The 22877-nt window shown below is 64.9% G+C and carries 16 protein-coding genes; 11 read left to right on the top strand and 5 right to left on the bottom strand.

What is annotated here, in order from left to right:
• The first annotated feature begins 79 nt into the window (after positions 1 to 79).
• On the top strand, positions 80 to 640 hold the full coding sequence (locus EPN33_06420; GenBank protein ID TAN23117.1) for a type 1 glutamine amidotransferase: 561 nt from the start codon (positions 80 to 82) through the stop codon (positions 638 to 640).
• 13 nt (positions 641 to 653) lie between these two features.
• Here the strand turns inward: EPN33_06420 and EPN33_06425 are convergent, their stop codons facing one another.
• Positions 654 to 2219 (bottom strand): ATP-binding protein, encoded by a 1566-nt coding sequence (locus EPN33_06425; GenBank protein ID TAN23158.1) that lies wholly within the window; start codon positions 2217 to 2219, stop codon positions 654 to 656.
• Between the two features lie 260 nt (positions 2220 to 2479).
• Between EPN33_06425 and EPN33_06430 the strand changes: the two genes are divergently transcribed.
• Both EPN33_06430 and EPN33_06435 read left to right on the top strand, forming a co-directional pair.
• The gene (locus EPN33_06430) at positions 2480 to 2830 is read left to right on the top strand and encodes an ArsR family transcriptional regulator (GenBank protein ID TAN23118.1); all 351 of its coding nucleotides are present in this window, start codon (positions 2480 to 2482) and stop codon (positions 2828 to 2830) included.
• A gap of 19 nt (positions 2831 to 2849) precedes the next feature.
• Positions 2850 to 3320, top strand: coding sequence for an ATPase (locus EPN33_06435; GenBank protein TAN23119.1), 471 nt, complete (start codon positions 2850 to 2852; stop codon positions 3318 to 3320).
• Here the strand turns inward: EPN33_06435 and EPN33_06440 are convergent.
• Positions 3317 to 4981: a hypothetical protein gene (locus tag EPN33_06440; GenBank protein ID TAN23120.1), complete on the bottom strand. Its 1665-nt coding sequence runs from the start codon at positions 4979 to 4981 to the stop codon at positions 3317 to 3319. The two genes, EPN33_06435 and EPN33_06440, sit on opposite strands and share 4 nt — an antisense overlap.
• A gap of 23 nt (positions 4982 to 5004) precedes the next feature.
• Here EPN33_06440 and EPN33_06445 point away from each other — a divergent pair, with 23 nt between their 5' ends.
• Positions 5005 to 6309, top strand: coding sequence for an aspartate aminotransferase family protein (locus EPN33_06445; protein TAN23121.1), 1305 nt, complete (start codon positions 5005 to 5007; stop codon positions 6307 to 6309).
• A 102-nt stretch (positions 6310 to 6411) separates the two neighbouring features.
• On the opposite strand, the gene EPN33_06450 is transcribed toward EPN33_06445, so the two are convergent.
• Complete coding sequence (locus tag EPN33_06450) at positions 6412 to 8703, bottom strand: hypothetical protein (GenBank protein ID TAN23122.1); 2292 nt, start codon at positions 8701 to 8703, stop codon at positions 6412 to 6414.
• Between the two features lie 92 nt (positions 8704 to 8795).
• On the opposite strand from EPN33_06450, the gene EPN33_06455 reads away from it, so the two are divergent.
• Positions 8796 to 10769 (top strand): hypothetical protein, encoded by a 1974-nt coding sequence (locus EPN33_06455; GenBank protein TAN23123.1) that lies wholly within the window; start codon positions 8796 to 8798, stop codon positions 10767 to 10769.
• A 16-nt stretch (positions 10770 to 10785) separates the two neighbouring features.
• Here EPN33_06455 and acnA read toward each other — a convergent pair whose 3' ends face one another.
• A complete protein-coding gene (gene acnA, locus EPN33_06460) occupies positions 10786 to 13485 on the bottom strand; it encodes an aconitate hydratase AcnA (GenBank protein ID TAN23124.1) in 2700 nt (899 codons plus the stop codon).
• Between the two features lie 188 nt (positions 13486 to 13673).
• On the opposite strand from acnA, the gene EPN33_06465 reads away from it, so the two are divergent.
• The 3 genes from EPN33_06465 to EPN33_06475 all read left to right on the top strand — a co-directional run bounded on the left by EPN33_06465 (position 13674) and on the right by EPN33_06475 (position 16412).
• Positions 13674 to 14639, top strand: coding sequence for an SDR family oxidoreductase (locus EPN33_06465; protein TAN23125.1), 966 nt, complete (start codon positions 13674 to 13676; stop codon positions 14637 to 14639).
• 97 nt (positions 14640 to 14736) lie between these two features.
• Positions 14737 to 15630: a hypothetical protein gene (locus EPN33_06470; protein ID TAN23126.1), complete on the top strand. Its 894-nt coding sequence runs from the start codon at positions 14737 to 14739 to the stop codon at positions 15628 to 15630.
• Positions 15627 to 16412, top strand: coding sequence for a class I SAM-dependent methyltransferase (locus EPN33_06475; protein TAN23127.1), 786 nt, complete (start codon positions 15627 to 15629; stop codon positions 16410 to 16412). The genes EPN33_06470 and EPN33_06475 overlap by 4 nt, the downstream gene beginning before the upstream one ends.
• A 163-nt stretch (positions 16413 to 16575) precedes the next feature.
• On the opposite strand, the gene EPN33_06480 is transcribed toward EPN33_06475, so the two are convergent.
• A complete protein-coding gene (locus EPN33_06480; GenBank protein ID TAN23159.1) occupies positions 16576 to 17937 on the bottom strand; it encodes a nucleotide sugar dehydrogenase in 1362 nt (453 codons plus the stop codon).
• A 434-nt stretch (positions 17938 to 18371) separates the two neighbouring features.
• On the opposite strand from EPN33_06480, the gene EPN33_06485 reads away from it, so the two are divergent.
• The 3 genes from EPN33_06485 (at position 18372) to EPN33_06495 (ending at position 22875) form a co-directional block, all read left to right on the top strand.
• Complete coding sequence (locus EPN33_06485; GenBank protein ID TAN23128.1) at positions 18372 to 20573, top strand: polysaccharide biosynthesis tyrosine autokinase; 2202 nt, start codon at positions 18372 to 18374, stop codon at positions 20571 to 20573.
• 2 nt (positions 20574 to 20575) lie between these two features.
• On the top strand, positions 20576 to 21586 hold the full coding sequence (locus tag EPN33_06490; GenBank protein TAN23129.1) for a hypothetical protein: 1011 nt from the start codon (positions 20576 to 20578) through the stop codon (positions 21584 to 21586).
• 119 nt (positions 21587 to 21705) lie between these two features.
• A complete protein-coding gene (locus tag EPN33_06495; protein ID TAN23130.1) occupies positions 21706 to 22875 on the top strand; it encodes a glycosyltransferase family 1 protein in 1170 nt (389 codons plus the stop codon).
• Positions 22876 to 22877: the final 2 nt, after the last annotated feature.

Genomic DNA, 22877 nt, shown 5'->3' on the forward strand with positions numbered 1-22877 from the left:
GGGAAAAGGGAAGAGGGAAGAGCCAGGGCGGGGCATCTGCGAAGAAGTGGCGGCATCCAACGAGCGCGGGGGTTAAGCGATGGCGAAGGCGGATCTGGCGGGGTTTCGGGTGGCGGCGCTGGTCGAGGATAATTTCGAGCAGGTGGAGTTCACCAAGCCGAAGGCGGCGTTTGAGGCGGCGCTGGCGCATGTGGATTTGATTTCCCGGCATTTGGAACTGCACGGCTGGAATCATCACGAGCGGGGGAACGAATTCCGGGCCAATGTGGTGCTGGCCGAAGCGGACCCGGCGAATTACGACGCCTTGTTTTTGCCCGGAGGGGTGATGAACGGCGATGCCCTGCGCATCGTGCCGGAGGCGCAGGCGTTTGCACGGGCGATGGTGGAGGAGGACAAACCGGTGGCCGTAATTTGCCACGGCGGATGGCTGCTGATTTCGGCGGGACTGGTGGCGGGGCGGACGCTGACGAGCTGGCCGACGCTGCAGGACGACTACCGCAATGCCGAGGCAACGTGGGAAGACCGCGAAGTGGTGGTGGACGGCAACTGGGTGTCGAGCCGGAAGCCGGAGGACATTCCGGCGTTCGCGCGGGCGGCGATTGCGGTGTTTGGGGCGGCGCTCGAGCGCAAGGCGGCGTAGCGCACGGCGGGCCTCAGGCCCAGTAGGTGCGGTCGAGGGTGCGGTATTGGATGGCCTCGGCGAGGTGGGCGGGCTCGAGGGCGGGGGCGGCGGCAAGATCGGCGATGGTGCGGGCGACCTTGAGGATGCGGTCGTGGGCACGGGCGCTGAGGGCGAGCTTGGTCATGGCGCGCTCGAGAAGCTGCTCGCAGGCGGGCGAGAGGGCGCAGTGGCGGGCAAGCTGGCGGGAACTCATCTGGGCGTTGCAGAAAATACCTTCGGCGCCGAGGCGGGCGAGCTGGCGGGCGCGGGCGGCGGTGACGCGGTCGCGGATGCGGGCGCTGGGCTCGGCGGCGGCAGCGGCGCCGCGCAGTTCCTGATATTTGACCGCGGGCACGTCGAGGTGAATATCGATACGGTCGAGGAGAGGGCCGGAGATGCGGCCGGCATAGCGCTGGATTTGGGGCGGGGTGCAGTGGCACTCGCGCGTGGGATCGTTGAAGAAGCCGCAGGGGCAGGGGTTCATGGCGGCGGCGAGCATGAAGCGGGAGGGATAGGTCACCGAGCTCGCGGCGCGGACGATGGTGACCTTGCCGTCTTCGAGGGGCTGGCGCATGACTTCGAGAACGGAACGGGGGAACTCGGGGAGCTCGTCGAGAAAGAGCACGCCGCGATGGGCGAGGCTGACTTCGCCGGGACGGGGACCGTTGCCGCCGCCGATGAGGCCGGCGTCGGAAATGGTGTGGTGGGGAGCGCGGAAGGGACGGTGAGTGAGGAGCGAGGTGGCGCCGCCTTCGCGGGCGAGGGTGCCGCTGACGCTGTGGATTTGGGTGGCTTCGAGAGCTTCTTCAAAGGTTAAGTCGGGCAGGATGGAGGGGATGCGGCGGGCGAGCATGGTCTTGCCGGAGCCGGGCGGGCCGATCATGAGGATGTTGTGGCCGCCGGCACAGGCGACTTCGAGGGCGCGCTTGGCGGTCTGCTGGCCTTTGACCTCGGCAAAGTCTTCGCCGGCGGAACGCTCGCGCTCGAGCATGGCGGCGGTATCGACGCGGACGGGAGAGGCGGTGGAGCGGTCACGCATCCAGGTCATGACTTCGGGCAGATCGTGGGCGCCGTAGACGTCGAGGCCCTGCACGACCGCGGCTTCGGCGGCGTTGGCGGCGGGGACGATGAGACGCGGAATGCCCTGCGCCCGCGCCATGATGGCCATGGGCAGGCTGCCGCGGATGGGGCGGAGGGAGCCGTCGAGCGCCAGCTCGCCGGCAAAGAGGCAGTCGCGGATGCCGTGATGGCCGTTGCCGTTGGGGAGTGCCCCCCAGCAGCCGAGCAGCGCCATGGCCATGGGCAGGTCGAAGCCCGAGCCTTCCTTGCGGACGTCGGCGGGGGCGAGATTGATGAGCACATGGGCGTTGGGCGGGTCGAAACCGCAGTTGCGCATGGCGGCGCGCAGGCGCTCGCGGCTTTCGCGGACGGCGGCGTCGGGCAGGCCGACGGTGGCGTAGTGCGGGTCGCCGCCGGGCGCGGGGGTGGAATCGACCTCGACTTCGACCAGGCGCGATTCGATTCCGATGACGGCGGCGCTGAGGGTGCGGAAGAGCATGGCCAAACCTTGACTACACGCCAGGGAGGGGGGTGGGGTCAATTCCCCCAAACGGGGGATGGGCGCGCGGGCTGCGCCCGGCGTACCCTTAACGGGTGAAGAAGGCGCGGAGAAAGGCGGAGCCCGCCGCAGGGCTAGCGGCCGCGCGCGAGGCAAGCCTAGAAGCGCGCTAGTGGTTGTAGTTCAGTCGGCGCCGGGGGCAGCGGTGGCGACCACCTTCCTCTTGACATGCCGGCAAACCGCGCCATATACTGAACCATATGGTTCAGTATTCGAGTGAACGCCTCGACGGCTCGTTCGGCGCGCTGGCGGACGCCACGCGGCGCGGGGTTCTGGAACAGCTCGGGCAAGCGGACGCGTCGATCACGGCCCTCGCCGCAAAGTTCCACATGACCCTCACGGGTATGAAGAAGCACGTGGGAATCCTGGAGCGAGCGGGACTGGTCACCACGGAAAAGGTCGGGCGGGTGCGGACCTGCAAGCCCGGTCTACGCGACCTGAAGGAAGCGGCGGCATGGATTGACCGCTACCGCCAACTCTGGGAGGCGCGCTTCGACGAGCTGGAGAACATCGTTGAGGAATTGAAACGACAGAAAAAGTTCAAGGCATGAAAAAGGAGACCCCAACCTTATGAAGAATCCCACTACGGTAGAACGAACCTCTGAGCGTGAGCTGGCTGTCACGCGAATCTTTAACGCCCCCGTGCGGCTGGTGTTCGAAGCCTGGACCAAGCCGGAATTGCTCAGGCGGTGGTGGGCGCCGAAGTCGTTTGGAATATCGTTCGTTTCGTGCGAGGCCGATGTTCGAACGGGGGGCACGTACCGATTTGTGTTCCGCCACGCTGCGGCGGAGCAACCGATGGCCTTCTTCGGCCGGTATCTCGAAGTCAAGCCTGACGCGCGTATCGTCTGGACGAACGAGGAAAGCGCCGGTGGTCCGCTTACCACCGTGACCTTTGAGGAAAAGGGCGATACGACCGTGCTGGTCCTGCGCGAACTCTATCCCTCCAAACAAGCTCTCGACGACGCTATCGCCTCGGGAAGCACGGGCACGAGCGGGGCGAGCGAGCAGTTCGAGCAGTTGGACATACTCCTGGGTTAGTGGTTGTAGTTCCAGGACAGGTCGGCGCCTTTGGGAGCGGTGGCGAGGATGCGGGCCTTCATTTGGGGCATGTAGAGCTGCTCTTCGGTCATCTTGCGATAGGTGCCGTCGAAGCAGTGGGGCTGGAGGCGGCCGAAGGTGAAATCGGCGGTGATTTTGGGATCGGTGTGGCCGTCGATGGTCTTCTGCATGAGATAGACGGCGTCATTTAAATAATAGGAGTCCATGTCGCCGACGTAGACGTGGAGCTTGCCGTTGAGCCTGGGGGCGAGCGAGGCCCAGTGGGTGTTGAGGTAGACGTCGAGGTCGAAGTGATCGTGCCAGTACTGGGCGACGTGATGGTTGATGACGCCGGTGAGGGGGTTCCAGATGTCAGCGGGGTAGCCGTCGGGGCCGACGGGACCGAAAACGGCCTGCCAGATATCCCACTGATCGCCGCTGCGGCCGTGGGTGCCGAGGACGAGCTCGCGGTGGTTGGCGCGGGCCATGGTCTGGACGAGGCTGCCATCGGGATTGCGCTGATCGGGACGGGGGACGGGGGACCAGGGGCCTTCGAGCCAGTAGGCGTTAGAGTCCTTATAGATGTTGACGATCTGGAAGTAGCGGAAATCGACGGGATCGGGCGAGGAGCCCCAGGCGCCGTTGAAGTAATCGGGATAGAAGATTTGGTCGGCGAGGGCTTCCCAGCCGCCGGTGGAGCAGCCGTAGTCGACGCGCGCCCAGCCTTGACCGATGCCGCGGAATTGCTTTTCGACGGCGGGGATCAGCTCCTGGGTGATGGCGTCACCGTAGGGGCCGAGGTTGGCGGAGTTCACGGCGTAACTATCGTCGTAGTAGGGGTTGGCGGTGTCGATGTAGACCCAGAGGAATTTGGGGAGCTTGCCGGCGAGCCATTCGGTTTTGATGCGGTCGAAGCCGCCTTTGAGGTCGTAGCGGAAATGGCCCTGCTCGAGCATGAGGGGGTAATGGGCACCCGGATGCGTGTAATAACCCTCGGGCAGCACGACGGCGGCCTCGATGTACATGGGCTGGCCCCAGAACTTCGTGAGCCGCTTACTCTCGATGCGGACGTGCTTGACCCAGCGCGTGTCGGGTGGCGGCGGGATGGGCGGGATGACTTGGGTGAGCTCGAGGCGCAGCGTGCCGGGACGGCGCGGATCGAAATGGACTTTGATCGGGACGCTGTAGAAGTTGCCGGGCTTGCGCGTCATTTGCTGGCCTTCACCTGCGTCGGCGGGGAGCAGGACCGTGTGGCCATCGGCGCGATGGAAGGTGGTGTAGCGGTTGAAGAGGGCCTGCACGGTGTAGTCACCGGCGGGGAGTTTGGCCAGGCTGGTGATGGGATAGCCGTAGATGGCGGCGTTGATGACGGCGGGCTGGCCGGGCTTCCAGGCGAGGACGTTTGTACCGAAGAACTGCTGCGAGCCCACCTGATCGCCGATAGCGAAGCGCGGCTCGAGGGGGCCGCGGCGGCGCAGGAAGCGAGGCTGATGCAGGCCGGGCGGCTCGGGGCGGGCGATATACAAAAAGACGCGGCCGTTGAGGGGCTGGGGGGAGAGCGACGCCGGGTAAGTGATAGCCACGCGCGTTTGGGCGGCGAGGGGCAGGGCCAGCAGGAGGGCTGGCGGCGCGGCGAGCAGCGTGAGCAGCAGTTTCCTCATAGGCGACATTGTATGCTAGCGATATGACACGAGACGAACTGATTCTGGCGCACAAAAACTATCTGTTTCCGGCGACGTTTCACTACTTCGACACGCCGCTGGTGCTCGATCATGCCAAGAACCAGTTCTGCTATGACGCCGACGGCAACGAGTACCTGGACTTTTTCGGCGGCATCGTGACGGTTTCCGTGGGGCACGACAATCCGGCGGTGAAGCAGGCGATGAAGAAGCAGATGGACAAGCTGGTGCATGTGTCCAACTGCTTTGCCACCGAGCCGATGGTGGCGATGGCGCAGAAGCTGGCGCAGATTGTACCGATGCCGAAGGTGAATGGGGAGGCGGCGAAGACGTTTTTCACCAATAGCGGCACCGAGGCGGATGAAACCGCGGTGCTGGCGGCGCGGCTGTACACCGGCTCGACCGAGATCATCGCGCTGCGGTACGGGTACCACGGGCGGTCGGCGCTGGCGATGGCGCTGACCGGGCACGCGCCCTGGCGGCTGGGGCCGCTGACGCAGCCGGGGATTGTACATGCGCACAACGCGTACTGCTACCGCTGTCCGTTTGGGTTGACGTATCCGGATTGCGGGGTGCGCTGCGCGACCGATCTGGAGGAGCTGATCAAGACGTCGACGTCGGGGCACGTGGCGGCGATGATCGCCGAACCGATTCAGGGGGTGGGCGGATTCATTACGCCGCCGAAGGAGTACTTCCCTATCGTGGCGGAGATTGTGCGCAAGCACGGCGGGTTGTTCATCAGCGACGAGGTGCAGACGGCGTGGGGACGGACGGGCTCGAAGTGGTTTGGCATTGAGCACTGGGGCGTGACGCCGGACATCATCACCTCGGCCAAGGGGCTGGCGAACGGCATGCCGATCGGGGTGACGGTGGCGCGCGCGGATGTGGCGGATGCCTTCAAGGGGTTGACGATTTCGACGTTTGGCGGGAACCCGGTGGTGACGGCGGCGGGGAATGCGGTGCTGGAATTTATCGAGCAGCAGAAGCTGCTGGAGAACACCGAAAAAGTGGGCGCGTATCTGAAGGCGAAGCTGGAGGGATTGCAGGAAAAGCACGCGCTCATCGGCGAAGTGCGCGGAATGGGGCTGCTGCTGGGGGTGGAGCTGGTGCGCGACCGGCGGACGAAAGAGCCGGCGTCGAAGGAGACCAATGACCTGCTGACGGCGTGCCGGGATCAGCGGCTGCTGATCGGCAAGGGCGGGCTGTACGGAAACGTGATCCGGATTTCACCGCCGATGAATATCGGGACCGGCGACGTGGATGAGTTTACGCGGCGGTTCGATGCGGCGCTGAGCGCAGTTTTAGCGTAGGAGTTCCCTGCCCCGTGTGGCTCGCCACTTTTTGCCCTAGTCGCTCCCTCTGACGCTTGGCCGGGCTGGGGGTGAAGTTCCAGCCCGGCCCCCGCCATAGGTTTAGTGGAATTGGGCAAAGACCTGGGTACTCTCGCCGTTGAGGCCGGTGATGTTGACCCCGATTTGGACGTGGACCACGGTGCCGTTGCAGGTACCCGGGATAGTGATGCTGCCGCTGGTGGCGCTGATGTTGCTCATCTGCAGGGTGTTGCGGCAGTCGGTGGTAGAGGCGGCCTGGGGATCGCCGTTGTAGGAATCGGCCTTGAGCTGGATGGAGGCGATGGGAAAGGTCTTCGGCAACGTCCAGGTAAAGGTATTGCCAGCACCCAGACTGAGGGAGGATAGGCTGGCGGTGGAGACGTTGGTGAGCTGAATGCCCTCGGTGGTGTTGGCGTTGGAGTAGAGGGTGTAGCTGAGGGGTCCGTGGGTGGTGGTGAGGTTGAAGGTAAAGGGAGTCCCTGCCGGAATGAGGGAAGTGAGGGTCGCGCCGGCATCGAAGTGATCGAGGGTGACGGCGAGGGTTCCCCCTGGAGTGGGCGCGAAGGTTTCCACCTGCTGGGAAGTTTGGGCCAGAGTCGTGCTGGAACCAAAGACGCTGCCGCTGATGGCGGCGGCGGTCACCAGGCCGGGGGGCGCCTTCACGTCGGCGAAGACACCCGACTGCGGGCTGAGGATTGTGCCCTGCTGCGCGACGTTGTACTCCGAGTTCAGATCCACACCCGCCGGGCGCTCATCGCCGTCCAGCAGCCAAGTGCCGCTGGTGAGAATCCAGTTCATGTCGGCGCTGAGTTGCGACTGGCCGAGATAGAAGACCATGTGCGTGCTGGCCTTGCCATTGACGGTATCGAGGCTATTCATGTTGGTGGCGGTGATAGAGGCGGTGTTGCCGCGGGCAAAGGTGACCAGCTCGGCCGCGAACTGACTCTGGTTGAGGCCCTCGAACATGAGATTGCTGCTCATGAAGGGTTCGATGTCGGTAGCGGCCAACTGTGAACCCTTCGTGGTGAAGACCTGACTAAGGGCGGTGGTCTGCGCCAGGATGGCGGCCAACGCCGTCGCCTGGGGTGTGCTCACCGGCACTGCGGTCGTGCTGGTGCTGGTGGAGCTGGAGTTGCCGCTGGTGGTCGTCGTGGTGGCGGTGACGGAGTCGCTGGTGGGCGTGTAGGTAAGGGTGGTGTTCTGGGTCGTGGTGCCGTCGGTGACTTTGATGGTGGTGCCGTTGGCAGTGTTGGTGACGGTGGTCAGATCCAGAACCTTGTCCAGGCCCGTGCCGTCGGCAGCGAAGGGAGTAGAGATGAGGTTGAAGCTGGCGGCCAGGTTCTGCTGGTTGAGCCAGAGTTGCACCTGGTTCTGCACAAAGGTGAGCACGGGTTGGAGCTGGGTGGGGGAAGGCGGCGCGGCGGTGGCGGGCGCGGTAAAGGCCGCGTCCATGCCGAGGCCTTGGGCCGCGTACCAGGAGCGGATGGTGAGATCGGTGAGGGGAGTGAGGTTGACGGTGGCGGTGGCGTTGCTGTCGGCGCTGACGCTGTAGAGGGGCGTGCCGGAGTTGGGCGTCACGGAGAGCAGGAAGGGCGGGGTCATGCCCGTCGAGTCGAGTGTAAACGTGCCATCGGCGGCGGTGACGGTGGTGCGGCTGGCCGCGCCGGAAGCTTCCTCCAGGTTGACCGTCACCCCAGCGAGGGGCGCTCCCATGGCGGCGGTGCCGGTGACGGTGCTGGCGGGAGTTACGGTCAGCACGTCGGCAGAACTGGTAACGCCGCCCGCGGTGGCGGTGATGTTAGTGGTGCCAGCGCCCACGCTGGTGGCGAGGCCGCTGCTATTGATGGTGGCCACGGCGGTGTTGCTCGATGCCCAGGTGAAGCTGGCGCCGCTGATGGCGTTCCCCTTGGCGTCGCTGGCGGCGGCGGTGAATTGCTGGGTGGCGCCTTCCTGAATCGAGGGAGAAGCGGGAGACACACTTACGGAGGCTACCGGGGGCGGGGTGACGGTGATGGCGGCGGCGGCGCTGGTGATGGCGCCGGAGGCCGCGGTCACATTGGCACTGCCCGCCGCGACGGCGGTAACGAGGCCGCTGCTGCTCACGGTGGCGGCGCTGGGACTGCTGCTGACCCAGGTCAGCGTGGCGCCGGTGATGACGTTGCCCTTGGCGTCGCTGACCGCCGCGGTCAACTGCTGGGTGGCGCCGATAGCGAGGCTAGCCGAGGCGGGGCTGAGGACAATTTTGGCTACCGGGCCTGGGGTGGTGCTGGAGCTGGAGTTGCTGCCAGCGCTGCTCGAGCCGCCGCAGCCAGCCAGGATCAGGCTGGTCACCAAAAATAGAACGCTGGAAATATATGCGCGACGAGGGGTCATGAGGGTGTGCTCCAGGAATAAAATGGCGGACGCATGCTATTCTTTGGGGTCAGAAAGGACGGCGGCAAGCGACATGAAGTGACCTGAAGCGTATGTCGCCTGATGTCGCGCCCAGTCTCATGACGGAACCGAACCGCGCCGGCACGCGGCTGGATTCATGGAAAGCCATTGCCGCCCACTTGGGGCGGGAAGTGCGGACGGTGCAGCGCTGGGAGCGGAGCGAAGGTCTCCCGGTTCACCGGCTGGAGCACCAGAAGCGTGGCTCCGTGTACGCCTTTAGCGAGGAACTGGATGCCTGGCGGCGGCAACGGGATCCACAAGCGCCGGACGTGGCCATGCCGGCGGAAGGCCCAGCACCGGCGCCGCGGCCGGGATGGGCTTGGCGGTCGCTGGGATTGGCAGCGGTCCTGCTGGGAATGGCGGGGCTGGTGCTGTATTGGCGCAAGGCCAACCCGCCCCCGGAAGCGCAGCCGAAGGGTGGGCTCAACGGCAACTGGCAGCAATTGTTTGCGGCCTCGACCGCGGCGGGGGGGCGCTACCGGTTGCTGGCAGCCGGTCCGGCCCCCGGCGCGCTGGCGCTGGCGGCCGGGGGCAGCGAGTTGTATGTCGCCAACGTCGAGGCACGCACCCTGACCGTGCTGGATACCAGAGCCCTGCGCGCGGTAAGCACCATTCGGTTAGGGGAGCGGCCTATGGTGCTGGCGGCCAACGGTGAGCGGGTGCTGGCGGGCGGTCCCGACGGTCTGGAGGCGGTGGACATCCGCACGCAGCGAGTATCGCCGGTGGCGGTCGGGGGCGGGGTCTACGACATCGCGGTCACACCGGATGGACGCTTCGCCTACCTGGCCGAGCGCTTCGACGGGCTGGAGCGACTGGATCTGGCGCGCCTGGAGGTCGAGCACATCGCCACCCCGAGCTGTCCCAGCGTGCTGGCGCTCTCGCCCAAGCGAGGCACCTTATATGTAGGCTACCAGTGCGGCGGGCCGGCCGGAGGGCGCGGGCACGACTCTATCGGGGTGTGGGATATGGCGCAGGCGCGTTTTACCGCTGCACTGGCGGGAGATGTGCCGCTGGTGGCGACGGCGATGGCCGTATCGCCGGATGGGAATGAGCTGTGGGTCAGCGGCGGCGATGTCTGCACGGCGGCCTACGACCACCGCGGCTGTCCTGCAGGAGCGACGGGCCTGGTCTACGTGTACAGCACTGCAACCCGGAAGCGGCTGCATACGCTCGCGCTGCGCACGGGAGCGGTGAATCAACTGCAGTTTATCGATGGGGGGCGGCTGGCCTTACTGGATGCTGCGGTTTTTGACACCACCCGGTATGAAGCGCTGGAGAGGCTGCCGGACACCGTAAGCGCGATCGTGACCGTGCCGGCACACGCGCGCGCCTTCGCGTCGCTGCCGCAGCGCGGCGCGGTGGCCGTATTTGACGCGCCCTGCCGCCTCTGCACGCCGCCCACGACGGATCTGGTGGCGTGGTGGCGGGGAGACGGCAGTGGCGCGGACGCCTGGGGAAACCTGGGGGCGCAAGCCGCTGCCGGCCAGGAATACGCGCCCGGACTGACGGGGCAGGCATTTGCCTTCAGGGGCGGTCCGGACGTGGATCTGGGCCACGATGTCAGCTTGCAGCCGGCGGGATTTACCGTGGGCGCCTGGGTGCGAGCCGAGGGAAGCGGAGCGGTATTTTCGCGCGGCGCCCGGGGCCGCGGCTGGAGCCTGGGCTTCAATGCCGCGCACCAGATCGAGTTCTGTGCCGAGACGCTACCGTCGTGCCGCGCGCTGCCTGGCTGGCCGCTGGGCACGTGGCACCATCTGGCGCTGGCGAGCGCGGAGGGCGGCGAGGTGAGCGTGTATGGCGACGGGCGCGCGCTGGCGCGGTTCCCCTTGCGGCTCAGCGCCATGGCGCCGGGCGCGGACCTCGAGTTGGGCCGGGGCTGGACGGGGCGCGCCGGCGCGGTGGTGTTCTACGCGCGGCCGTTGCGGGCGGGCGAGCTTGCCCCGCTGCTGGCTCAACCGGCCTGCTTGGCCGCGGCGGAGCGTCATTCTCCGGCGCGCGGCGAATAGACGCCACCCTCGCGGCTTAGCATTCCTGGGCGGGGGCGGCGACAGAGGCGGCGCCATTCGCCGCCAACTGGTTGAGGACGTAGGGGAGGATGCCGCCGTCGCGGTAGTAGGCCAGCTCCATGGGGGTGTCGAGGCGGACGGTCATGGGGAAACGGCGCTGGGAGCCGTCGGGCGAGGTGACAGTGACATCGATCGAGCCGCCGGCCTCGAGGGATTTGCCGGCGGGGATGTCATAGGTTTCTTCGCCGGTGAGGCCGAGGGAGTCGGCGGATTGGCCGTCGGCGAACTGCAGCGGCAGAATGCCCATGCCGATCAGATTGGAGCGGTGAATGCGCTCGAAGCTGACGGCAAGCACGGCCTGGACGCCGAGCAGGCGGGGGCCTTTGGCGGCCCAGTCGCGGCTGGAGCCGGAGCCGTACTCGGCGCCGGCGAGGATGATGCAGGGAACGCCCTCCGCCGCGTAGATCTGGCTGGCGGCGAAGATGGTCATGACGTCCTTTTGGCCGCCGGGGCCGGCCGGGAGGTGGCGGGTGAAGCCGCCTTCGGTGCCGGGGGCGAGGCGGTTGCGGAGGCGGACGTTGGCGAAGGTGCCGCGCACCATGACCTCGTGATTGCCGCGGCGGGAGCCGTAGGAGTTGAAATCGGCGGGCGGGACGCCGTGGGCGATGAGGTACTCGCCGGCGGGGCTTTTGGCGGCGATGGAGCCGGCGGGGGAAATATGGTCCGTCGTGACACTATCACCGAGGTAGGCGAGGACGCGGGCGGCGCGGATAGCGTCCGGAGCCTCGGGCACACCCTCGAAGAAGGGGGGCTTTTTGATGTAGGTGGAAGCCTCATCCCAGTGATATAAATCGCCGCCTGCGACCTGGAGGCCCTGCCAGTTCTGATCTCCGGTGAAGACGTTGCTGTACTCGCGGGCGAACATGTCGGGCGAGACGCAGCTTTCCACCGCCTGGGCGACTTCTTCGTTCGTAGGCCAGATGTCGCGGAGGTAGACGGGCTGGGAGTCTTTGCCTTGGCCGAGGGGCTCGGTGGTGAGGTCGCGGTTCATGTCGCCGGCGAGGGCGTAGGCGACGACGAGAGGCGGGGAGGCGAGGTAGTTGGCGCGGACCTGGGGATGAATGCGTCCCTCGAAGTTGCGATTGCCGCTGAGGACGGAGACGGCGACCAGATTGCGATCCTGGACTTCGGCGGCGACCTCCTCGGGTAGCGGGCCGCTGTTGCCGATGCAGGTGGTACAGCCGTAGCCGACGAGGTTGAAGCCGAGCTGCTCCAGATAGGGCGTGAAACCGGCTTTGTTGAGGTATTCGGTGACGACTTTGGAGCCGGGGGCGAGGCTGGTTTTGACCCAGGGTTGGGATTTGAGGCCGCGCTCGACGGCTTTTTTGGCGAGCAGGCCGGCGGCCATCAGGACGGTGGGGTTGCTGGTGTTGGTGCAGCTTGTGATGGCGGCGATGACGACCGAGCCATGATGCAATTGGTGGCCGTTGCTTTCGGCTTTGGCGGCAGCGGTGCCGCCTGTGGGCAGGAGCTTGGGCAGGGCCTGGGCGAAAGCGGATTTGCTGCGGCTGAGGGGGATGCGATCCTGCGGACGCTTGGGACCGGCGAGGGAGGGTTCGACCTGCGCGAGATCGAAATCCAACACGTCGGTGTAGCTGGAGGCGGGCGTATCGGAGCCGAACAGACCCTGCTCCCTGGCATAACGCTCGACGAGGGAGACGCGGTCCGGATCCCGATGGGTGAAGCGGAGGTAGTGCAGCGTGGCTTCGTCGATGGGGGAGATGGCGATGGTGGCGCCGTACTCGGGGGACATGTTGCCGAGGGTGGCGCGGTCGGGGATGGTGAGATGGCGGACGCCCTCGCCAAAGAACTCGACGAACTTGCCGACGACGCCTTTTTTGCGCAGGGCTTCGGCGATGGTGAGGACCAGATCGGTGGCGGTGGTGCCGGGCTGGAGGTGGTTGAGCAGGCGCACGCCGAGGACATCGGGCAGGAGCATGGAGATGGGCTGGCCGAGCATGGCGGCTTCGGCCTCGATGCCGCCGACGCCCCATCCCAGGACGCCGAGGCCGTTGACCATGGGGGTGTGGGAGTCGGTGCCGACGAGGGAATCCGGATAGGCTTCGACGGTCCCATTGCACTTGCAGCGGACGACGACGCGGGCGAGATACTCGAGATTCACCTGATGGACGATGCCGGTATCGGGGGGAACGACGCGGAAGTTCTGCAACGCCTTTTGGCCCCAGCGGAGGAAGAGGTAGCGCTCGCGGTTGCGCTGGAGCTCGCGCTCGGCGTTGAAGGCGAAGGCGGAGGGGGAGGCGTAGCGGTCGACCTGGACGGAGTGGTCAATGACCAGCTCGACGGGCTGCTGCGGGCCGATGAGTTTGGGGTCGCCGCCGCGGGCGCGGAAGGCATCACGCATGGCGGCGAGATCGGCGACGGCGGGGACGCCGGTGAAATCCTGCAAAAGGACGCGGGCGGGGGTGAAGGCGATTTCGCGATTGGAGTTGTGGCGGGGGTTCCAATTGGCGAGACGGGTGATGTCGTCGGCGGTGACGAAGCGGCCGTCCTCGTGGCGGAGGAGGTTTTCGAGCAGGATCTTCATGGCGTAGGGGAGACGGGAGACCGGGCCTACGCCAGATTTTTCGAGGACATCGAGCCGATAGATGTGCGGGCCGCCAGCGGCGAGGGGCGCGCGCGCGCCAAAAGAGTTCATGAAGGCCTCCGGAGGACTATTTTAACTTGAGCGGCGGGGAGGCTCGGTGGCTCGCCACTTTTAGCCCTGGTCGCTCCCGTTGGTCGCTTGGAGTGCGGGCTTCGATTCCCGGCAGGGTCCGCCCGCTGGCGCTCAGGGCTCCTCCAAGCTGCCGCCAGGTGCAGCAAGGGCGATGATAGACTCTGACTATGCAGAAGGTGTATTTGGTGACTGGGGTGGCAGGATTCATTGGTTCCGCGCTGGCAGCGGCGCTGCTGCAGCGGGGCGAGCGGGTGCGCGGGGTCGATAACTTCGCCACTGGGAAGCGTGAAAATCTAAAGCGCTGCGAGGGGTTGGAATTTATCGAGGGCGACATCGGCGACACGGCGTGCGCACAGCGCGCCTGCGAGGGAGTGGAGGTGGTGTTTCACGAGGCAGCTATCCCGAGCGTGCCACGCTCGGTAGCGCAGCCACTGGAGAGCAACCGGGCCAATGTGGACGCTACCGTCAATCTTCTGGTGGCGGCGCGGGCAGCGGGCGTGGAGCGCGTGATCTATGCGGCATCCTCGTCGGCCTACGGCAACAGTGCGACCCTACCCAAGCGCGAAGACTTCGTGCCGGCGCCCTTATCTCCCTATGCGGCTGCCAAGTTGGCCGGCGAGCTTTATCTGCAGGCCTTCCACGCGAGCTATGGGCTGACGACGCTGAGTCTGCGATATTTCAATGTTTTTGGACCCTATCAGGACGCCAATAGTCCTTACGCGGCGGTGCTGGCGCGATTTATCAACGCCATGCTGGACGGCAACGCGCCGCAGGTGAACGGTGACGGCGAGCAGAGCCGCGACTTCACCTATATTGATAACGTGGTAGCGGCCAATTTGCTTGCGGCCGAAGCCCCGGCGGATCGCGTGGCTGGGAAAGTAGTGAACGTGGCCACGGGCGAGAGGACGTCGCTCCAACAGGTGCTGGCTCTGCTGCGGCCGATGCTGGGGTATACCGGGGAGGTGCATTATGGGCCGGAACGTTCCGGCGATGTTAAGCACTCGCTGGCCGATATCCGCCGGGCACGGGAGCTGCTGGGGTATGAGCCGCAGGTGAGCTTTGCCGAGGGACTGGAACGGACAGTGGGCTGGTACCGTGGGCAGGGGGCTAGGGGCGCGAGCTTGAAGGCGTGAGCCCACGCGGCAGGCTTTGGGGCGCCGCGAGCGAAGCCGGCCAGATCGGAACTCCAACAGGGATGAGCACTGATGATTTCAGCCAGAGAGCAGGATCATGAAGCCTATCGTCATCTTCACCGTTGACGTTGAACCAGACAATTGCTGGCAAAGTCCGCTGGGCACGGGGTTTGAAAGCGCCCACGGCCTGCGCCGTTTTCATCGCCTTTGTAGCCAGTATGGGGTTCGCCCCACCTATTTGGTAACCCACTCCGTGGCAGAAAACCGGCCCTACCGGCTGGCGCTGCTGGAGATGCTGCGCACCGGCGAGTGCGAAATCGGCGCTCATCCTCATCTGTGGGAAATTCCACCGCAGCACCCGCTCGATGGGGAAAAAAGGTGCGCTACGGAGTATCCCGAGGCAGTGCTGGAAGCGAAGCTCGACGCGCTGTTACGGCTGCTGCGGGAGGAGTTTGGACCTGTCGTGTCGCATCGGGCCGGACGCTGGGGTTTCAGCGCGGCGCATCATCGGGTGCTGGAGCGCCTCGGTATTCGATATGACACGAGCATCACGCCCGGTATCGATTGGCGCAAATCGCGGGGCCCAGATTATCGGTTCGCCAGTGCAAAACCGCACTTCATCGGCGAAGTCATCGAGGTGCCGTGTTCCATCCGCCGGTCGTGGCTGCCTACCTGGCTGATCCGTCCCGATTCTTTCAACCGCAAAATACTCGGGGTCAAGCTTACGCCCGAATGGCTGCGGCTTCGCCGGAATAGCTCCAATGAGCTTATGAAAAGCATTTCGAAATGGGCTTGGGCGCGGCAAGGCTTTGCAAACATGATGACACACTCATCGGAAATGATCGCCGGGGCTAGTCCCTACTGGCCTTCCGAGGACTCGATCGCTAAGGTTTTCCGCTGCTATGAGCAGCTCTTCACGTTTTGGAGGGCAAGCGGAGCCGAGGGGCTCACGCTCGGCGAGTATGGCGACCGGCAGCGCGCCGGTGCATGATCGTGGGTGCCAACGATCTGAATCGGATTCGGATTTGGGAGCTGGAGGCGATTCTCAACGAGTTTCCGGCGCGAGCCGACGTGCTGGAAATCGGAGCGGGTACGGGAGTTCAGGCACGCTACCTGCAGGAACATGGCTATAGCGTGCAGGCGGTGGACCGGCGTGAATCTGGCTACAGGAATTACGCTCACTATGCGCGAAACCGGGTGTTTCCTGTGCAGGAATACGAGGGCGAGCATCTGCCGGTGGCGGATGCCAGCGCTGATGTTGTGTACACGTCGCACTGTCTGATGTACGTCAGGAATCTGGGATCGCTGAGCGGGGAAATGCGGAGGGTGCTGCGACCTGGGGGCTACGCGGTTCACGTGGTGCCAACGGTGTCCTGGCGTTTTTGGACCAGCCTTGCCTCGTTTCCGATGGCTGCAATGGCGCTGGCTCGCGCCGTGGCCTGGAGTACATGGAGACCTCCCCGAAACCACACCCGCCGAGGCGCCTGGAGGGACGCGCTCGCCGCAGGCTACGCGGCTCTGATCCAGCCTCCTCTTGCCTTGGGGCCGCATGCAGGATTTGAGCTTTGGCGATTCCGGCGCGGCCGCTGGCGGCGCAGCTTTGGGGAGAATGGTTTCACGGTGATACGCGACCGTCCCGTAGGCATGTTCGGCACAGGCTGCCTCTTGTTCGGTAGCGCCTTACCGGCGCCGAAGCGCCAATGGCTGGCGAAGCTCCTGGGGAGCAGCTCCCGGGTGTATTGCGTGCGTCCGCAATCGGGTTCGGGCCGCTAACCTTGACGACGTAGGGGGTGGCTCGCCACTTTTAGCCCGGGTCGCTCCCGATGGTCGCTTGGAGTGCGGGCTTCGATTCCCGGCAGGGTCCGCCCGCTGGCGCTCCGGGCTCCTCCAAGCTGCCGCCACCGGCCCAGCGACGCTCGGTGCTGTCACGCGCGGTTCAGCAATGGACGACGTTATCGGCACGGAGCCCACGCGTGGCGTTGCGGGTATCGATGAGCAGGCGGGCGTGGCAGGCGATGGCGCGATAATCCAAGTCGGTGTGATCCGTCAGGACTGCAACACAATCGAATTGCGCGGCGTCGGCTGGGATAAATGGGATCGAGGCCATCTCGAAATCATTATGGCGTCCTCGCCAGACGCGCGGGCAGTGAGGATCATGGTAGTTCACTTCGGCGCCCAATTTGGACAATAATTCAATCACCTTCAGCGCGGGTGATTCCCGCAAGTCGTCAATATCTTTCTTGTAAGCGACACCCAGGATCAAAATGCGCGCGCCGTCCACCGGGAGGCGGCGGCGGTTGAGCGCGGTGGTGATGGCCTCGACGACCTTGTACGGCATCTCGGTATTGATCTCTCCCGCCAACTGAATGAACCGAGTGGTGAAATCGAATTCGTGAGCTTTCCAGGATAAATAAAATGGATCGATGGGGATGCAGTGCCCGCCCAAACCGGGGCCGGGGTAGAAAGGATGGAATCCGAAGGGTTTGGTGGCTGCGGCCTCGATGACCTCGAAGATATCGATGCCCATGCGAAGACAGAGCTGCTTGAGCTCGTTGACGAGCGCGATATTGACGCAACGATAGGTGTTTTCCAGGATTTTTGCCATTTCGGCAACGCGGGCGCTGGAGACGCCGACGGCGCTCTCGAAAGCGGCCGAATACAGTGCCAGCGCCAGGGCGCCGGATTCCGGGTCGATGCCACCCACCAGCTTGGGAATCGTACGGGTGGTGAAATCGCGGTTGCCTGGGTCCTCGCGTTCGGGGGAATAAGCAACATAGGCGCGCCCCGTGTCGGCCACCGCGACCGACGCGCTGGCATGCGCGGCCTGCGCCATGGCTTTAAGCTCCGCCCGGCAGCGCACGCCACTGGCTTCCAGGAGGGGCAACAGCACCTCTTCGGTGGTTCCCGGGTAGGTACTGCTCTCGAGCACGATAAGCTGGCCCGGGCGCAAGCGGCGGGCGATCTCGCGGCCGGCATTTTCGATAAAGCTCACGTCGGGCTCACGCTTGTCGGTCAGCGGCGTGGGTACGCAGATCAGGATGGCGTCCAGCGCGGCCAAGCGGTCGAAGTCGGTGGTGGCTTGAAATCGGCCCGAGGCCACGGCCTCGGCAACCGTCTCGGCGCCAATATGCTGGATGTAGCTCCGCCCCTGGGCCAGGCTGGTCACTTTGGAGACGTCGTTATCAAAACCGGTGACATGGAAGCCGGCATGCTGATACACCAGCGCGAGCGGAAGGCCTACGTAACCGAGGCCGATGATCCCAATTTTGGCGGTGCGGTCGTTAATGGCAAGAAGCATAAAACAGCCCTGAGTATCTGCCGCAAATCGCCTTGCGATTCGCACGCGGATCTGAAGAAAATCCCGAGAAGCTAGAGTGTAGACGAAAACCGGGCCAACCCGCAACGGAAAGACAGCCGAGAGAGTCAATGGGGGGCAGCTGAAACGCAGCGGGCCCGGCGGCGGACCTTGTGTGGCAGTAGGACACCTGAGATCTGAGCCGGCGTTGCAGCATGGCCGCTCCTGCCGCTTGCAATGCGGCCGGCTTCACGAATATACTGACCAGCATTAACCTTCGATTGAGTCCCCCCGGACCGATTGCCGGAAAGGCAGCGTGAACACAGTCGGCGCTCCGCCGCCAACCAGAACAACGCAAGTCGACCACTGGCGGAGACCGGGGCGGGCGCAGGTAGCCGCCTGCGCCCGCCTTTGGTAACGACGAGAAGATTGAAATTATGCCCAAAGCTGTACAACAACCCTCCCCGATCCCTCCGCCGCAGCCGGTCGCCGGGCGGGCGGGCGCGCCGGCGCCCTGGTGGCAAGCAACGGAAGAGGCGGGACCGCAAGCAGAGCGGCCGGCAGGGAGTGGCACGCCCTGGGTGTATTACGGCAGGTTGCTGCAGAGAAATCTGTGGCGGCTGGTTACATTTGTCTGTGTCGTTACGGCTGTTGCGACTTTGATCGCGCTCACGCGGCCGAAGCAGTATGCGGCGGTGACCACGTTGCAGGTGGACGCGCTGGGCGCGCAGGTGGTCGGGGACGAGCATCTGCAACGGGCAAGCACCGCGGACAGCGACGCACTGGTGCTGACCGACCAGACCGTAATGACGAGCCCGGCTGTGCTGCTGCAAGTGGTCGAGCAGCTACACCTGCAGGATAACCCCGCGTTCCGCGCTCCCTCGCACCCGAACCTCACCCCTTCGCCGGACGACGTACTCCGCCAGCTTTCCAATGGCGTGAGCGTGAGTCGACCGCCAGCCTCGCTGCTGCTGAATGTCAGCTATCAGACGCAGAGCGCAACTCTGGCGGCGCAGATTGCCAACGCCATTGCCAACTCGTTTCTGAATCTGGAATACAACAGCCGGGCGCAGGCACTGAACCAGTCTACGGCCTACATGTCGGGTCAGTTGGACAATCTGCGGGCACAAACGGAGCAGGCACAGCAGAATTTAGTCAGCTACGAGAGCCGCGCCAACATTCTCGATCCGGACAGCAAAGACAATATCATGGTGGCGCGGCTCACCGAGCTGAACAGCGACCTCACGAAGGCGAAAAGCCAGCGCATGCAGATGCAAGCGGCGGTGAGGGTGATCGACTCGGGGGCGGCTGCGGGATGGACAAATCCGACACTGACCCAGGAAGTACAGACACTGCGTGGCCGGCTGCAGACGGACCAGAATCAGTTGCAGGTTCTGGGCCAGATCTACGGGACCAGCCATCCGCGTTATCGCCAACAAAGTACGGTCGTCCGACGGGACGAGGAAGCGGTGCAGCAGGCGCAAGCGCGGCTGGCCGGGGCGGCACGGGCCCAATTCGTGGCGGCTCGACTGCAGGAGATGCTGCTGGAGCAAGCCGTGGCCCAACAAAAGCAGGCCATGGACCAGTTCGAGCGGCGTGCCATCACCTACCGGAGCTTGCAGGCGGCGGCGCAGAACTACACCAAGCTGTATTACGACCTGCTGCAGCGGATTGCAGAATCAAAGCTGGCCGCCGGTTTTCACACCACCAACGCCCGGGTGGTCAGCCCGGCGCGGCCCGATTTCCGGCCCGTCGCGCCCCGCCCCAAGCTCACCGCAGCAGTAGCGCTGCTGCTTTCGCTGCTGGCGGGCGTGGGATTTGTCCTGGCGCGCGACGCTCTGGATCAGAGCGTGGCCTCTGCCGAACAGGTCGAATTGCTGTTCCGCGTGCCGGTGCTAGGCCTGCTGCCGCTGCTGGAATCAGAGAACGAACTGCAGCTCGCCGGCGGCGGCAGTGAGGAGGACCGCGAGGCGCGGCACCCGTACCACGAAGCGATTGTTTCGCTGCAAAGCGCCATTCTGCTGGGCGCTGCGGAGGCGCGTGTCGTGGCGATTACCAGCGCCCTACCAGCGGAGGGTAAATCCACGGCGGCCGGGCATCTGGCGGCGTCGATGGCGCAGATGGGGCAATCCACGCTGCTGGTCGACGGAGATCTGCGCAAGCCGCGGGTTCACCGGCTGTTCGGGGTGGCGAATCAGCGCGGGTTATCGCCGGTGCTGCGGGGCACGATGGATCTGGAAGCGGCTCTGCAGCCCTCAAGGCGCGACAATCTGACGCTGCTTACCGCCGGCCCCACGGTGACCAACTCCGCCGAGCTGCTGCAGCAACACTGGCCCGCCGTTCTCGATCGATTGCGGGAGAGGTTCGACCGCGTCATCATTGACTGCGGCCCCACGCTGGGATTCGCCGATAGCGGGGCCATCGCCCGGGATACGGATGCGCTAGTGCTGCTGGTGCGTGCGGGGAAAACAGCGCGGAACCTGGTTCGCGGCGCGCTGCGCCAATTGCGCACCACCGGCGTTGACGTCACCGGTATCGTGCTCAACTGCGTGAGCGCGCGGCTGGATCCGTACTACTACTACCAGAGCGCCTATCACAACTATTACAACTCGGATGGCGACGGCGAGGAGAGTGAATAAGAATGAGGCGGCGTTCCCGGAACATTGGCTTGGGTTGCATCTTCATGGCTGCCATAGGAATCGCAGGGGCACCAGGTTTGCGTGCGCAAGCGCAGGGGCAAACCACTCAGGCACCAGCCGAGCCGGCGGTAAGTACGCTGGATGCCAATCTGGTAGTGCCGGCCGCGCCGGACACCTATGTAGTAGGGGATGATGATGTGTTGACCGTCCTGGTGGATCAGATGCGCGACCTGACCGGTCAGTATAGGGTGGACGCACGCGGTGACATTTCCCTCCCCTACCTGGGCCAACCCATCCACGCCGCGGGTGCGACACCGCCACAAATCGCACAGCGAATCGTCACAGACTTGGCCCGAGCGCACTTGGCGCATCAACCGCAGGTGCGGGTGGTAGTGCGAGAGGTAGCGAGTCACATGGTTGTGGTGTCCGGTGCAGTTAATCATCCCGGGGTTCTGGAGGCCATCCGCCCGCTGACGCTGGCAGAAGCTATTGCCCGCGCCGGCGGGCTGAGCCAGGAGGCGGGGGATCAGGTCCGCATCCGGACCTTGCCCGAGGGAGGCGGCAGGCCACAAGTTACCGAGTTGCCCCTGGAGCCGATCGTCGAGGGTCTGCAATCGGGCCCACTGCTGACGGGGCAAGAGTCAGTACAAGTGGAACCTGCCACATTCGTATACGTGGTCGGGGCTGTGACTAAGTCGGGGGCGTTTCCAATCACAGCGGGCCAGCGCATGACCCTGCTGCGGGCCCTAGCGCTCGCGCAAGGACTGAGTGGGACGGCGGACAAGCAGCATGTGCAAATCATGTACCAAAGCGCCAGCGCAACACCGCCGCCCGATCTGGTAGTCAATTTAGACGGCATATTGAAACGCCGAGCAGAAGATATTGCACTCCATTCGGGTGCGGTAGTTTACGTTGCGGAGAGCCAGCGATCCAAGGTACTGGCCGCGGTGATCAATACCAGCATGCAGACTTTGGCCCTCGCCGTGGGTTACAACGCGGGGCGCATCTTTTAGGGCGTCACGCCAGGGGACATAAATCTGGCTTGGTCGCTGACGCATGAGATGGTTTGTAGCGAAGAATAATATCCGCAGAGCGCTGGAACATTGCGCCAGAGCAAGGTGGCGGTAGACCGATGCGTGTCCTGATGGTTGCTAACCTGGACTGGTATTTGTACAACTATCGTCTCGCGCTGGCGGAGGCGATCCGGACGGAAGGACATGAAGTGCATCTACTGGGTTCGGAGGGGGAATATCTGCCGCGTCTGCGGAGGCTGGGTTTCCCTTGCCACAGTTGGAAGCTATCGCGGCAAGTGAGTGGGCCATGGCGGGCGGTGGCCGAGATGCGGCGGTTGACGGGCGTGATCGCCAAGGTACGCCCCGATCTCGTGCATTATTTCACCGTCAAGCCAATGCTCTACGGCGCGCTGGTGAGGCGTTGGTGTCGCCATAGCTACGCCGTAGTCAACGCTCCGGCTGGCCTTTGGTCCGCGTTCTCGGCACCGGGACTGCGTTCCCGTCCGGCCCGAAGCCTGATGCGGCGCTGGTATGGGCTGGCGTGCAATGGGCCGGGCGTGGAAAACATTCTGCAAAACCCCGACGACATCCAGGAGTTACAACAATGGCGGGCGTTGCGGGCAAGCAACTTCCACCTCATCCGCGGCTCCGGCGTCTCGTTGCAACGCTTCACTGCTACCGCGCGGGCGCCCTCCGACGCTGTGGTTGTGCTGATGGCCACGCGCGTGAACGCCTTTAAGGGCGTGCGCGAGTTTGTAGCGGCGGCGCGATACTTGCGCGAGCGTGAGTTGCACGTCGAGTTCGTGCTGGCGGGCAAACCGGATCGGGGCTTATTCGGCGCTATTGGGGAAGAGGAGATCGCCGCCTGGGTGGAAAAAAAATGGATCCGGTATCTTGGCCACCGCGAGGATATGAGGGAGGTGCTGCAGAGCAGCGACGTGGTCGTGTTGCCGAGCCAGATTCGAGAGGGCGTGCCCCGCATCCTGATCGAGGCGGCGGCAATGGGCAAGCCCCTGGTGGCCACGGACGTGCCCGGCTGCCGGGAGATCGTGCAGGAGGGACTGACCGGTTTTCTGATTCCCCCTGGAGATGCACTGGAATTAGCGGATCGCGTCGCCCGCCTCGCCGCCGATGCTGGACTACGCGCCCGCATGGGCGCCAACGGGCGCCGGCTGGTTGCCGCAGAATTTGACGAAAGCAGGGTCGTGCAGGCGACCTTGCGCGTCTATGAACAGGCTTGGAGGCAACTTGGCGACCGTGTGCGAGCGGCGGCGGCCGCCAGCGCGTAGCT

Source organism: Acidobacteriota bacterium, from assembly GCA_004299485.1.
Lineage (GTDB): Bacteria > Acidobacteriota > Terriglobia > Terriglobales > SCQP01 > SCQP01.